The organism is Allokutzneria albata (genome assembly GCF_900103775.1).
GTDB classification, from domain to species: Bacteria; Actinomycetota; Actinomycetes; order Mycobacteriales; family Pseudonocardiaceae; genus Allokutzneria; species Allokutzneria albata.
This window is the reverse complement of sequence record NZ_LT629701.1, coordinates 2,067,570-2,081,137: the sequence shown is the minus strand read 5'-3', so window position 1 is coordinate 2,081,137 and position 13,568 is coordinate 2,067,570. Positions and strand designations below refer to the sequence as shown.

Annotated in this window: 9 protein-coding genes; 5 read left to right on the top strand and 4 right to left on the bottom strand. The window is 70.7% G+C overall.

The window, feature by feature from the left end; translation table 11 throughout:
- Positions 1–63: 63 nt before the first annotated feature.
- Together BLT28_RS09390 and BLT28_RS42475 are read right to left on the bottom strand one after the other, a co-directional pair.
- Positions 64–2,223, bottom strand: a complete 2,160-nt coding sequence (locus BLT28_RS09390) for a GH92 family glycosyl hydrolase (protein ID WP_052407744.1) — start codon at positions 2,221–2,223, stop codon at positions 64–66.
- Positions 2,177–2,521, bottom strand: coding sequence for a hypothetical protein (locus BLT28_RS42475; RefSeq protein ID WP_052407745.1), 345 nt, complete (start codon positions 2,519–2,521; stop codon positions 2,177–2,179). Before BLT28_RS42475 ends, BLT28_RS09390 begins: the two co-directional genes overlap by 47 nt.
- Before the next feature lie 141 nt (positions 2,522–2,662).
- Between BLT28_RS42475 and BLT28_RS09385 the strand changes: the two genes are divergently transcribed.
- Together BLT28_RS09385 and BLT28_RS40855 are read left to right on the top strand one after the other, a co-directional pair.
- Complete coding sequence (locus tag BLT28_RS09385; RefSeq protein ID WP_030431616.1) at positions 2,663–3,229, top strand: winged helix-turn-helix domain-containing protein; 567 nt, start codon at positions 2,663–2,665, stop codon at positions 3,227–3,229.
- Positions 3,226–4,446: an MFS transporter gene (locus BLT28_RS40855; protein WP_030431617.1), complete on the top strand. Its 1,221-nt coding sequence runs from the start codon at positions 3,226–3,228 to the stop codon at positions 4,444–4,446. The genes BLT28_RS09385 and BLT28_RS40855 overlap by 4 nt, the downstream gene beginning before the upstream one ends.
- Here BLT28_RS40855 and BLT28_RS09375 read toward each other — a convergent pair.
- Together BLT28_RS09375 and BLT28_RS09370 are read right to left on the bottom strand one after the other, a co-directional pair.
- Positions 4,424–5,245: an alpha/beta fold hydrolase gene (locus tag BLT28_RS09375; RefSeq protein WP_030431618.1), complete on the bottom strand. Its 822-nt coding sequence runs from the start codon at positions 5,243–5,245 to the stop codon at positions 4,424–4,426. The two genes, BLT28_RS40855 and BLT28_RS09375, sit on opposite strands and share 23 nt — an antisense overlap.
- 10 nt (positions 5,246–5,255) lie before the next feature.
- On the bottom strand, positions 5,256–6,518 hold the full coding sequence (locus tag BLT28_RS09370; RefSeq protein ID WP_052407746.1) for a PAS domain-containing protein: 1,263 nt from the start codon (positions 6,516–6,518) through the stop codon (positions 5,256–5,258).
- 60 nt (positions 6,519–6,578) lie between these two features.
- Between BLT28_RS09370 and BLT28_RS09365 the strand changes: the two genes are divergently transcribed.
- From BLT28_RS09365 to BLT28_RS09355, 3 genes are all read left to right on the top strand, one after another.
- A complete protein-coding gene (locus tag BLT28_RS09365; protein WP_030431620.1) occupies positions 6,579–9,626 on the top strand; it encodes a cytochrome P450 in 3,048 nt (1,015 codons plus the stop codon).
- A gap of 118 nt (positions 9,627–9,744) precedes the next feature.
- Positions 9,745–10,227 carry a CAP domain-containing protein gene (locus BLT28_RS09360; RefSeq protein ID WP_197684004.1) on the top strand — a complete coding sequence of 161 codons (483 nt, stop codon included), beginning with the start codon at positions 9,745–9,747 and terminating at the stop codon, positions 10,225–10,227.
- Positions 10,228–10,341: 114 nt separating this feature from the next.
- Entirely contained in the window at positions 10,342–13,521 is a 3,180-nt protein-coding gene (locus BLT28_RS09355) for an amidohydrolase family protein (protein ID WP_030431622.1), read from the top strand.
- Positions 13,522–13,568: the final 47 nt, after the last annotated feature.

Sequence of the window (13,568 nt, the reverse complement as noted above, 5' to 3'; positions counted from 1 at the left end):
TCTTCCCCCACCACCCCGACAAGATCATCATCCGAGGAGGTGGTGGGGGAGCGCGGAGGTGTTCTACGAGGGGAAAGCGGTGGACAGCGGGGTGGGCGGGACCGAGCGCGCGGACGGCGTGAAGACCGGCGGCGTGACCGGTGCGGGGAAGGACGGCGGCGCGCAACCCCAGTCGGAGGGCTGCGTGGACAGGGTGAAGTCCAGGCGCCCACCGGACAGGAACGACTCCGGGAGCCAGGTCGCGGAGGTCGGCCGCCCGTTCAGCCGGAGCCCGCCGACGTAGGCGGTGTCGGTGGCGGCCCCGGGCGCGTTGATGGTGATCCGCCCGGACGGACCGCGGTCGATGGTGATCCTGGGGAACAACGGGGCGGAGACCAGCAGCTCGCCGCGGCCGGGGTACTGCGGGTACAGGCCCATCGCCGCGAAGGCGTACCAGGCGGACATCGCGCCGAGGTCGTCCTGACCGGGAATCCCGTCCGGGGCGCTGCGCCACAACGTGTTCAGCACCTGGCGGATGGTCTGCTGCGCCTTGGCCGGCGCTCCGACGTAGTTGTAGACCCACGGGGCGCCGACGGAGGGCTCGTTGTCCATCTCCGCGTGCAGGCCGCCCGCCTTGGTCAGCGCCCACGAGCCGTCCGGCTTGCGGAAGAACCGGTCCAGCCGGGCGATCGTGGCCTCGGGACCGCCCATCGCCGAGGCGAGCCCGTGCACGTCGAAGGGGACCATCCAGGTGTACTGGACGCTGCTGCCCTCGGCGAAGCCGTCATCACGCGCCGGGTTGAACGGGGCGCGCCAGGTGCCGTCGGACATGCGGTCCTGGATGTGTCCGGTCGCGGGGTTGAAGACATTGCGCCAGTAGCCCGATCGGGCCAGGTACTCGTCGTGCGAGCGGGTGTCGCCGAGCCTGCGCGCGAACTGCGCGATGCCGAAGTCGGCGGAGACGTCCTCCAAGGTCTCGCCCGCGCCGCCCCACGCGTTGCCGTCAGCGGGGACGTAGTGCTGGCTGAGGTACTTGTCCAGCGAAGGCCGTTGGCCGACCACCATGACGTTCCACCCGTCGCGGCTGAGGTCTTCGGGCTTGACCGTGCGTGCCGAGGTGGTCATCGACCTGAGCGCGCCGCGCGCGTCGAACTCGGTGCCGCCGAAGGCATAGATGCTCGCCACGGACACGGGACCGGGATCGCCGGTCATCACGTGGGTGCCACCCGCGCCGTGGGTCCAGCGGTCCCAGATGCCGTTGTTCTGCCGAGCCTGGTTGTACAGCGACTGGGCGATGTCCGAGCCCACGTCGGGTTCGAGCAGGGTCACCAGCTGCAACTGTCCTCTGTAGACATCCCAGCCGGAGAAGTTCCCGTACTGGGCCCGCTGCCGCCCGCCGATGCGGTGCACCTTCTGGTCCATGCCGGCGTAGCGCCCGTCGACGTCGTTGAACACGTTGGGGTGCAACAGGGAGTGGTAGATCGCGGTGTAGAACGTGGTGAGCTGGTCGCGGGTCCCTCCCGACACCTTGACCCGGGACAGCTGCCGCTTCCACGCCTCGTACGCGTTCGAGCGCACTCGGTCGAACGTGGTGCCGGGCGGGTTCTCGGCGCGGAGGTTCGCACGTGCGCCTTCAGGGCTGACGAAGGAGATACCGACGCGGACGTTGACCGGTTGACCACCGGTGTCGAAGGTGACGTAGCCGCCGGAGCCCTTGCCCGGCACGGGCCAGCCCGCGTTCGGGAAGGAGCCGGTGGTCCAGCCGGTGCCGCCGCGCGCGGTGGTGGAGCCGGGGTTGACCTTGTCGTCCTGCCAGGTCCCGGTGCTGGTGAAAGGCTTGTCGAACTCGGCGGTGAAGTGCAGCGTGTAGTAGCTGCGACGGCCGACTTCGTTGATGTACCCGCAGAAGTTGCCACCCGTGACCGAGCCGCTGACCGTGCGCGTCGCGGCGTCGATCTGCACCGTGGCGTCGCTGGAGCCGACCTCCGAGCTGGAAGTGCGGAACAGCATCGTGGCCGGTTTGCCCGCGGGATAGGTGAAGCGGCCGGAGCCGGTGCGCGTCGTCGCCGTCAGCTCCGCGCGGGCGCCGGAGTCCAGGCCGACCGAGTAGTAGCCCGGCTGCGCGATCTCGTTGGCGTGGCTGAAGGTGCTGGCGTGGACGGAGTCGGTGAGGTCGGCGGTGGGGGAGCTGGTGACCTCACCGGGATGGGGCAGGAACGGGATGGGGCAGGAACGGGATGTCACCGAACGCGCCAGCGCAGCCCGTTCCGGACAGGTGGGTGAGGCTGAAGCCGCGGATCTTGGTGTGGTCGTAGCCGTAACCGCCGGGGCGGACGGTGCGGTTCTGGTTGCCCCTGGTGTTCTCCGGGCTCCACTGGAGCATGCCGAAGGGGGTGTCCGCGCCGGGCCAGGTCTCCCCGCCCTTGGTGCCGATCAACGGGTTGACGTGGGCGGCCGGGTCGACGGCCGGCGCCACCGGGACGACCTGCGGCAGCAGGACCGCGGTGAGCAGGGCGGTGATCCGCCGTCTGCGGAACAGCATGGGGGTGCCTTTCGTGCGGCTCCGGCTGCGGCGGACCTCCAGTCCAGTGCTGCCGGGAGCGGCGGTCAAGATCTTGTCCGCAGACCTGTCCGATCCAGAAGAACTCTTCCGGAAGTTTTCTTCTGGATATAGCGTGGTGCCGTGACCGAACGCCGCAAGATCACCGACCCGGACGTGCTGAAGGGCCTGGCGCAGCCGCTGCGACGGCAGCTGTACCGGCTGTTGTGCCAGCTCGGCCCGGCGACGGCGGGTGCGCTGGCCAAGCGCACCGAGTCCGATCCGGGCCTGGTCAGCTACCACCTGCGGGAGCTGGGCCGGACCGGCTACATCGAGGAGGCGCCGGAGCTGGCCCGCGATCGGCGGGAGCGGTGGTGGCGCGCGGTCCCCGGCTCCACGAGCTGGTCGCACCTGGACTTCACCGACCCGGAGAGCCGGGCCATCGCCGACACGGTGAAGGCGCAGATGGTCGCCGACCAGCTGGAACGGCTGCGCACCTACGAGCGCGAGCGCGACTCCTGGCCGGTCGAGTGGGTGGAGGCGGCGACCTCGACGGAGGGCGGGCTGCGCCTGACCCCGGACGAGCTGCGCGCGATGAGCGAGGAGCTCCAGGAGGTGCTGATCCGCTGGTCGCACGTTGGCAAGGGCGGCGTCGACGACGGCCGCGAGCACGTCTTCATGTTCCTGCACGCCTTCCCGGAGAGACCGTGACTGTCGCCGTTCCCGCCTACCGCGTTCCGCAGTACCGCCGCTACGTCGCCGGAGAGGCCGTCTCCGTTCTCGGCGACCAGATCTGGTACGTCGCTCTGTCCTGGGCCGCGGTCGAGCTGGCCTCGCCCGGGGTCGCCGGTGTCGTCCTCGCGCTGTCGGCGGTGCCGAGGCTGCTGCTGATGGTGCTCGGCGGCCCGCTCGCCGATCGGTTCGACGCGCGTCGCCTGATGGTCGGCAGTGACGCCCTCCGGGCGATGATCATGTTGCTCGCGGCCGGGATCGCGGTGACGGCAACGGAACTGTGGTTGCTGGTCGTGGTCGCGTTGATCTTCGGAGCGGTGGACGCGGTGTTCATGCCGGCCGCAGGCTCGCTGCGCCCGCGCCTGTTGGAGACCGAACAGCTCTCCGACGGGGCCGCGCTGCGGGAACTCGGTGTTCGTGCCGCTCTCATGCTGGGCGCCCCGTTGGGCGGAGCGCTCGTCACGGTGGGCGGTCTCGCGCTCGCGTGCGCGGCCAACGCGGTGACCTTCGTCGTGTCGTTGCTGGCGATCCGCACCCTGAACCCGAGGCCGATCGAGCAGGTCGAGGAGCGCGAGCCCTACGGCGCGGCGTTGCGCGCGGGACTGCGATACCTGGTGTCCCACAAGGTGTTGCTGCCGTTGATGTTGGTGACCCTGCTGTTCAACATCGGCTTCGTCGGACCGATGAACCTCGGCCTGGCACTGCTGTCGGAGGAACGTGGTTGGGGCGCCAACGGAATCGGCTTCCTGCTGGCGGGCTTCGGGGTCGGCGCGGCAGTGGGAGCCGTCGTCATGCTCCGCGTCCGCATCCGCCACCACATCGGCATCGGCATCGCCGCCTGCGCTGTGGGGGAGGCCGTGGGCATCTCGGGGGCCACCCTCGCCCCGGACCTCGGTCTGGCGGTCGCGTCCACCGTGCTGGTCGGCCTGCTCGGCGGGCCACTGGGCATCCTGTGCGGATCGTTGAGCCAGGCCAACACCGACGACGCCTTCCGCGGCCGCACGAGCAGCGTGCAGGCCCTGCTCACCCTCGGCGTCACACCGTTGGTCATGGCCGCGGTCGGCTGGCTGGCCGGAGAGTTCGGCACCACGCCGGTGATGCTGGCCAGCGCCGCCGTCGAAGCCTCCGCCGCGCTGCCGTGCCTGCTGCTGGCCCGGCTGCGCACGGCGTCGGTCACCTCGCCAGGAACTCGGTGAGGATCGGGTTGACCCGCTCGGCGGGGCGCATCGGCAACATGTGGTGCGTGACCCCGCCGAGCAACGCGATCACGCTGGTGGACAACACCTTTCCGGCGTTGTCGGCGACCTTGTCGGGATCGTGGCAGCGGCTGTCCCCGGCGATCACCACCAGGGTCGGCACGTCCAGCCGGTTCACCTTCGGGCGGCGCGCGGCAACGGTCTTCGACGACGGGAACTCCGCGCCCGCGGCGGCCAGCTCCAGCCATTCCGGGTCGACGTCACCGCCGGTCTCCCAGGTCAGGAAGGACCGCAGCCGGGCCGGAGTCGGCTTGAGCAGGCCGGGAATCGCCCGCAGCAGGTAGCCGACGCGCAGCCCGGCGAAGCACTGGGTCGGATCGAGCAGCACGAGCCGGTCGACGCGCCCGGGGGAGCGCACCGCGTAGTTGTAGGCGATCGCGGCTCCGGAGGAGTGCCCGCCGAGCCGGAACGTGGCCAAGCCGAAGTGGTCCACGACGGAATTGAGCCAGTCCAGCTGGTCCTCCACCGTCCTCATAGGACGTCCATTGTGGATGCTGCGGCCGGGTTCGCCGATCTGGTCGGGCGCGTGGACCCGGTGGGTGATCGCGAGAGCTCCGACGGTGTCGAACCAGACCGTGGACGTGGCCCCTCCGCCGTGCAGCAGCACGAGTGGCGTGCCATCCGGCGGTCCGCAGACCTGCACGCGCGTCGTGCCGAACTCGGACTCCACGTCGACCGGCTCCACCGGGACCGGCCAGCGCGCCAGAACCGCGTCGTAGCGAGATAAGAAGTCCCCCACGCGACGAAGCCTAACCCGGCAGCACGCCGAGGGTGAACGCGCGCGCGACGAGCGCTGTGCGGTTCGGGACGCCGAAACGCTTCACCATGCGCGTCACGTGGTACGTCACCCCCTCCACCGTCAAGCCGAGCGCGCGGGCGATCATGGCCGTGCTCTCCCCTGCGGCGATCCGCGTCAGCACTTCCTTCTCCCGCAAGGACAACTGCGGCGGCTCCGGCGCGGCGACCGGATCAACCGTCAGCGTCACCAACAGCACCGAGCCCTCTTCGTCGGGCACCCCCTGCACGGTGAGCGTCCCGGAGTGCTCAGCCCAGGTGACGTGCAATGAGCGGCGCGCCAACCGCCGCGTGAGCAGCTCGTGCAGCAATCGCTGCCGCGTCGCCGTGTCGGTCGTGGTGAACAGGACCTCCAGGTCGGCGTCGACCAACTCGCGGGGACGACGGCCCAGCGCCGCGGCCATCGCCGGGTTGGCGACGGTGATCCGGCCGTTCATCGCCGCCACGCACGTCGGCACGGGGGAGCGGTCAAGCAGCGCCAGGAACCGGTTCCGCCACGTCGCCGCCGACCGGCGGGCCCGCTCCTGCTCGGTGACGTCGAGGAGAAGCGCCCCGACATGTGTGCTGCCATCCGGTTGCGGCAGCGGGAAACGGTGGCCCGACCACTCCTCGGTCGGCGTGCTCAGCCGTACCTGTCGCGACTGCCCGGAGGCGAGCACCGCCGCGTTCTGCTCGACGACCTGCGCGGCCACTTCGGGCTGCAGGACCTCGGCGACCGAGCGGCCGAGCGCGTCCACCGGGCCGAGTCCGCCCACCCACACGTAGCGGTGCTCGGCGTCGGTGATCGCCGAGATCGCCGGGGCGTGCGCGAGGAACCGGCTGAGCCGGGTCTGGGCCGCGGTCAGCTCGCGGCGGTCGGCCAGCCATGCGCTCGTGTCCACCGCGATCATGCCCAGCAGCGGCCCGCTGACCAGGGACTTCCTTCCCGCGAGCCAGACTCGGTCGCCGCCTGCCGCGGTGAAGTGGCCGGGGTTCTCCGGCGACCAGCGCACGACGTGACCCGCCCACACGCGCTCGTCCTCGGTGCGGACCCGCTCGGCCGTCGCCGCGTCGGCCCAGTCGGCCACGCGGGTCCCGGTCACCTCGCCACCGACCATGCGCTGGTAGGCGGGGGAGGCCCAGACGTAGCGGCCGTCCCGGTCGCGGAAGGCCGCGATCACCTCGGTCGCTACCAGCAGCTCCAGCAGGCCGTCAACGGCGGATCGATCGGAAGGCACTACAGGATTCTGCAGTACGGGTGGCCGGTCGCGCTCCCCGGCGCTGCGACTGTTGATCACATGGACGTCACCCGGCTCCCGCACCCGCCCCACCGTCTCCCGCTGCTCGGCGACCTCCTCGGCGGCGACGTCCGCCGCAGGCCGCTGCAGACCGCGCTGGCCAACGCCCGCGAGCTGGGGCCGATCTTCACCCGCCGCTTCCTGGACCGCGACGTGGTCTTCGTCTGCGGTGCCGACCTGGTCGCCGAGGTCTCCGACGAGACCCGCTTCGCCAAGCACGTCGCTCCCGGGCTCGCGATGATCCGCCGCATCGCCGGGGACGGACTGTTCACCGCCTACAACCACGAGCCGAACTGGCAGAAGGCGCACGACGTGCTGCTGCCCGCGTTCGCGATGAGCTCGATGCGCACCTACCACCCGACCATGCTCAAGGTGGCCAGGACGCTGATCGGGAGCTGGGACGCCCACGTCGGCGGCGAGCCGGTGCGCGTCGCCGAGGACATGACGAAGCTGACCATGGACACCATCGGCCTCGCCGGGTTCGGCTACGACTTCGGCTCCTTCGAGCGCGAGACCGAGCACCCCTTCGTCAGCGCGCTCGCCCGCAGCCTCGGCTACGTCCAGGCCAAGACCCGCGAGCTGCCGTGGACGGCGCCGTTGCACCGGGGGGACGACCGGCGCTTCGAACAGGACGTCGCGCTGATGAACAAGATCGTCGACGACGTGATCGCCGCGCGGAAGGCGAGCGGGGAGCGCGGCACCGGGGACCTGCTCGGGCTCATGCTCGACGGCGGCGAGCTGGACGAGGTGAACATCCGCAACCAGGTGATCACCTTCCTGATCGCCGGGCACGAGACCACCTCGGGAGCGCTGTCCTTCGCCCTGCACTACTTGGTCAAGAACCCCGTGGTGCTGGCCCGCGCGCAGGCCGAGGTCGACGCGATGTGGGGCGACGCCGAGCGCCCCGACCCCGACTTCGCCGACGTCGGCAAGCTCCGCTACGTCCGGCAGATCCTCAACGAGGCGCTGCGGTTGTGGCCCACCGCGGCCGCTTTCGCCCGCGAGGCCATCGTGGACACGACCATCGGCGGGCATCCGATCCACAAAGGGCAGTGGGTCATGGTGCTCGCGCCCGCGCTGCACCGGGACGCCGTGTGGGGTGACAACGTCGAGGCGTTCGACCCCGACCGGTTCACCCCTGAACGCGAGAAGGCGCGCCCGGTGCACGCGTTCAAGCCGTTCGGCACCGGGGAGCGAGCGTGCATCGGCCGCCAGTTCGCGCTGCACGAAGCCACCTTGCTGCTCGGGTTGCTGATCCACCGCTACCGGCTGATCGACCACGCGAACTACCAACTGGAGATCAAGGAGACGCTGACCGTCAAGCCGACCGGCTTCACGTTGAAGCTGGCCCGTCGCACCGAGCGCGTGTCCGTCACCGCGCCGGCGCAGGACGTTGAGCGCACGGTCGCCGGACAGGCCAAAGCTGGGACGGCGCTACGGGTGCTGCACGGCTCGAACCTCGGCACCTGCCGCGAGTTCGCGCGCCGCATTGCCGACGACGGCAAGGAACTCGGCTTCGACACCGCCGTCGCTCCGCTGGACGACTACGCGGGTGGACTGCCGACGGACGGACCGGTGGTGATCGTCGCCGCCTCCTACAACGGCCGTCCCACCGATGACGCGGTCAAGTTCACCGCCGCGCTGTCCGGAATGGACGGATCGGGCGTGAGCTACGCGGTGCTCGGTGTCGGCGACCGCAACTGGGCCGCGACCTACCAGCGGATGCCCGCGCTCCTCGACGCGGGGCTGGCCGAGACGGGGGCGAAGCGCCTTGTGGAGCGCGGAGAAGCGGACGCGTCCGGCGACCTCGACGGCGACGTGGCCGGATGGAGCGCGCGGATGTGGCAGGCCCTGCTGGAGACCTACGGCGACCCGGGCGCCAAGCCCCAGGAAAGTCCGATGTGGACGGTCACGACGATCGGTGGCGACATCACCTCCGCACTGGACGAGCGGCACGGACTGCGGCGGATGACCGTGCTGTCCAACGAAGAGCTCGTCGACGTCGAGCACCCGCTCGGCCGTTCCAAGCGCCACCTGCGGATCGCATTGCCGGACGGCGTCACCTACCGCACCGCCGACCACCTCACCGTGCTGCCGGACAACCGCCCGGAGCTGGTCGAGCGCGCCGCGCGCCTGCTGCGCCTGGACCTGGACGAGCTGATCGCGTTCTCGGGGCGGGCGCCGTTGCCGATCGATCGTCCTGTGACCGTGCGGCAGTTGCTCACGCACTTCGTCGAACTCCAGGATGCCGCGACCGCCGAGCACGTGCGGCTGCTCGCCGAGCACAACCCGTGCCCGCCCGAGCGGGCGGCCCTGCGCGCCAACGGCAAGAGCCTGCTCGACATCATGGAGGCGCACCCGGCGGGCACGATGCCGCTGGAGGTGTTCCTGCGGTGCGTGCCCGCGATGCGGCCTCGGCACTACTCGATCTCCTCGTCGCCGCTGAGCTCGCCCACCGAGATCGACCTGATGGTGTCGCCGCTGCGCAGCAGTGATTTCGTCGGCGTCGGTTCGCACCACGTCACGCGGCTCCAGCCAGGGGACACCGTCCGCGCCCGGGTTTCGCCGTGCCGCGAGGCGTTCCGGCTGCCGCAGGACGGTCCAGTGATCATGGTGAGCGCGGGCACCGGCCTCGCGCCTTTCCGCGGCGGGATCGCCGACCGCGTCGCGCGCGGCGTGACAGCTCCGGCGTTGTGCTACTTCGGCTGCGACCACCCGGACGTCGACTACCTGCACCGCGCCGAGTTCGAGGCGGCCGAGGCCGCGGGCGCGGTCCGGATGCGGCCGACCTTCTGGCAGGCGCCGGAGCACGGGTGGGAGTTCGTCCAGCACCGGATCGTCGCCGAGCAGGACGAGGTGTGGGAGCTGCTGGAGGCGGGTGCGCGCGTCTATGTCTGCGGCGACGGCCGAAGGATGAGTCCCGCCGTGCGGCAGAGTTTCCTCACTGTCCACAGCGCGCGCACCGGCGCCGACATGGCGAAATCGCAGCGGTGGCTGGACGAGCTGATCGCTACTGACCGCTATGTCGAGGACGTCTACGCAGGTTAGACATCAGTCTTCCGTGCTTCGAAAATCACGAAGCGTGGGGGCCGATCGGGGGTAGTGACACTAACGGGTGACGGCGATCATGACGTTCCCTGTACTCCGGACGGCGGAAGGCATGCAGATGACCGCACGATCCCGCTCAGCCGCGCTCGCCCTCGGCGCGGTGCTCGCCACCACGCTCCTGCCCGGTGTCGCCAACGCCGAGGCCGACCCGGCGGCCGAGGCGCAGCGAGTGCTCGACCTGACCAACGGCCACCGCGCCGCGGCGGGCTGCCCCGCGCTGACGCTCAACCCGCAGCTGACCGCGTCCGCCCAGGGCCACAGCGAGGACATGGCCAGGCACAACTACTTCAGCCACACCGGCAAGGACGGCAGCAGCCCCGGTGACCGCATCGCCCGCGCCGGGTACCACGGCCGGGCGTGGGCGGAGAACATCGCCGCCGGCTACCGCGACTCCGACATCGCCGTGCGGGAGTGGATGAACAGCCCCGGTCACCGCCGCAACATCCTCAACTGCGACCTGCGCGAGCTGGGCGTCGGCTACGTCTCGCAGCCGGGCACCCGCTACACCCGGTACTGGACGCAGAACTTCGGCAGCCTGTGATCCGTTCGCCGCGCCGGACTGCTCCGAACGGGCGCGCACCGGCGCGGCGATGTGGGTGTCAAGGGCTCGTGCAAAGCTGGCCCGGTCCATGAAGTAGTCCGGGGAGGCACGCTCATGAGTCGCGACGACGTACTCGGTTCCGCGGAGGCGCCAGTGGGCAGCGCCCTGAACCGCCGGGATCTGTTGCGCAGCAGTGGTGTTGTCGCGGCCGCGGCGGCGCTGGGCAGTGCCGCTCCCGCCGCCGCGGCCGCTCCTGCCGAGGAGGAGCGGGGCGGTGAGCCGAGGGTCGATCTCACCGAGGGCACCAACATCAGCGCCTCCGCGTCCGCGGACGGCAAGCTGATCGCCTTCGACCTGGTCACGGCGGTCTGGGTGGTCGGAGCCGACGGCGGCCCGGCGCGGCGGCTCACCGACGACCTGGGCGATGCCACGCTGCCGCACGTCGCCGCTGACGGTTCCCGGATCGTGTTCCAGTCCTATCGGGACGGCAACTACCACCTGTGGACAGTCCGGCCCGACGGCAGCGGGCTGACACAGCTGACAACCGGTCCGTACGACCACCGCGAGCCCCGGTTCGCTCCTGACGGCAAGTCCGTCGTGTTCACCTCGGACCGCGGGAACACCGGCAGCTACGGCGTTTTCCGGCTCGATCTGGCCGACACGAAGATCACCACCCTGAGCGACACGGCCGCCGAACAAGCCGCTCCCGCGTGGTCGCCGGACGGCAAGCGCGTCGCGTACACAGTGGACGACACGGCGATCGACGTCATCGACATCGCCTCCGGAGCCGTGGCCAGGGCGGTCACCGCCACCGGCGGCGCGAAGCTGTACGGCCCCGCCTTCGCACCCGATGGCAAGACACTGTCGTACATGCGGCTCACCGGCGCGGTCGCCGAGCTCGTGGTGGGGGACAAGGCCGTCACCTCCGACGAGGACGTCTTCGGCTTCCCGGCCACGTGGCTGTCGGCCGACGAACTGCTCTACACCGCCAACGGCCACCTGCGCCGTCGCAAGCTCAGCACGCGCACCGTCGCCGACGTCGCGTTCACCGCCACGGTTCCGGTCACCACGCGCCGCGTCTACCGGCAGTTCGTCCGCGACATCACCGACCGCCGCGCCCAGGCCGCGAAGGGCATCGCCTCGCCCGTGGTGTCCGCGGACGGCAAGCAGGTCGCCTTCCGCGCGCTGAACGCGTTGTGGCTGCTGACGATCGGGGACGCCAAGCCGAAGCGGATCGTCGCAGATGGCTACTTCAACTCCGACCCGGACTTCTCCCCGGACGGCAAGTCCCTCGTCTACGTCTCCGACCGCGCCGGTGACGCGGACCTGTGGGTGCGCGACCTCGCCTCCGGGAACGAGCGCAGGCTGACCGGGCTATCCGGAGCGCAGCTCACTCCGCGCTTCTCCCCGGACGGCAGGCGGATCGCCTACCAGGACCACGATGGCGCGGCCTGGATCGTCGATCTCGCCCAGGGGGATGGCAGTGCCGGAACTCCGAAGCAGGTCACGCCGACGCTGTTCATGCCGGGCCGGATCACGTGGTCCCCGGACGGCAACACGATCGCGCTCGCCGCGGTGAAGCCGTTCTCCAAGCGCTTCCGCGAGGGCACCAGCCAGATCCTCACCGTCGACCTGACCAGCGGCGCGCTCACCTACACGGAGCCGATGCCGTTCGCGTCCATCGCCGCGCGCGGCGACGACGGGCCGGTGTGGTCGCCGGACGGCAAGCACCTGGCGTTCATCGTCGAGTCCACCGCGTGGATCGTCCCGGTCGACGCGCGCGGCAAGTTCACCGGCGCGGCGCGCCAGGTCACCCGCGAGGTCACCGACTCGCTGGCGTGGATCGGCTCCGATGCGTTGCTGTACCTCAACAACGGGCGTCTGCGCAGCCAGTCGATCAAGGGCGGGCGGCCCGCGACGATTCCGCTCGACCTCACGTGGAAGCGGCCGGAGGTCAGGGAAAAGGCCGTCATCCGGGCGGGCGCGCTGTGGGACGGGCAGTCGCGCGAGCTGCGCCGCAACGTCGACATCGTCGTGGACGGCAACCGCATCGAGGGCGTGATGCCGTGGCGGCCCGGACGGGCCACTGTGGACGCTTCGAAGCTGACCGTCATGCCCGGCCTGATCGACTCGCACAACCACTGGCACCTGCGCGGCAGGCAGTGGGGTGACCGCCAGGGGCGGGCGTGGCTGGCCTACGGCATCACCACCACGCGGTCCCCGGGCGACCCCGTCTACCAGATGCTCGAAACCCGTGAGGCGCTGGACGCGGGCACTCAGGTCGGACCCCGGTTCTTCGCCACCGGCGAGGCCATCGACGGCTCCCGCGTGTACTACAACTTCATGCGCCCCACGCGGTCGATCGCGCAGCTGGACCTGGAGCTGGAGCGCGCGCGGGAACTGCAGTACGACCTGATCAAGACCTACGTGCGGCTGCCCGTGGAGTACCAGAAGCGGGTGATCGACGCCGCGCACCGCGCCGGGATGCCGCTGTCCTCGCACTACCTCTACCCGGCCGAGCACATCGGCATGGACGGCATGGAGCACACCGGGGCCACCAACCGGCTCGGCTACTCCCACACCGTGTCCCGGCTGGGCCGCGCCTACGCCGACGCGATCACCCTGTTCGTCCGGTCCGGCATGTCGATCACACCGACGCTGTTCAACTCCTCGGTCATGTACGCCGACGACCGGAGCCTGGTGGAGGACCGGCGCACCAGGACGCTCTACCCGTCATGGGAGTACGAGCGCCTGGTGCAGAAGGCCAACGACGCCAAGCTCCCCGCGGCCGAGGCGGTCCGCGCGTTGCTGAAGTCCAATGTGGACATGGTGCTGCGCATCCACCGCGGCGGCGGCCTGGTCATCGCCGGAACCGACGCGCCGCTGGACAATCCGGCGATCTCGCTGCACACCAACCTGCGCGCCATGGTGCGCTACGGCTTCACCCCGCACGAGGCGCTGACCACCGCCACCGTCAACACCGCGCGCTGGCTCGGCCACCAGGGCAGGCTCGGGGTCATCGCCCGCGGCGCACTGGCCGACCTGTCCTTTGTGGACGGCAACCCGCTCGCCGACATCAAGGCGGCCGCGGCCGTCCGGCAGGTGATGGTCGGCGGAGTCCTGCACACCGTCGAGGACCTGCTCAAGCCCTTCGCCACCCCCGCGGCCCGCATGGCCCCCGCCGCAGTTCTCCGCACCCCCACGCCCGCCAACACCCACGCACACCCCGACCCCGCCACGTGGTGGCACACCCCCGAGTGGCAGCAACAGGTCTGCTGCGGCGCTCCGCACTAGGTTCGGGCGTCTTCACGACCGGTGAACGCGCCGAAGGCGCCGGGCTC

Coding starts and splice junctions, on each gene's coding strand:
- BLT28_RS42475 (WP_052407745.1), bottom strand. CDS start 2,521: ATGCTGTTCCGCAGACGGCGGATCACCGCCCTGCTCACCGCGGTCCTG.
- BLT28_RS09365 (WP_030431620.1), top strand. CDS start 6,579: ATGGACGTCACCCGGCTCCCGCACCCGCCCCACCGTCTCCCGCTGCTC.
- BLT28_RS09360 (WP_197684004.1), top strand. CDS start 9,745: ATGACCGCACGATCCCGCTCAGCCGCGCTCGCCCTCGGCGCGGTGCTC.
- BLT28_RS09355 (WP_030431622.1), top strand. CDS start 10,342: ATGAGTCGCGACGACGTACTCGGTTCCGCGGAGGCGCCAGTGGGCAGC.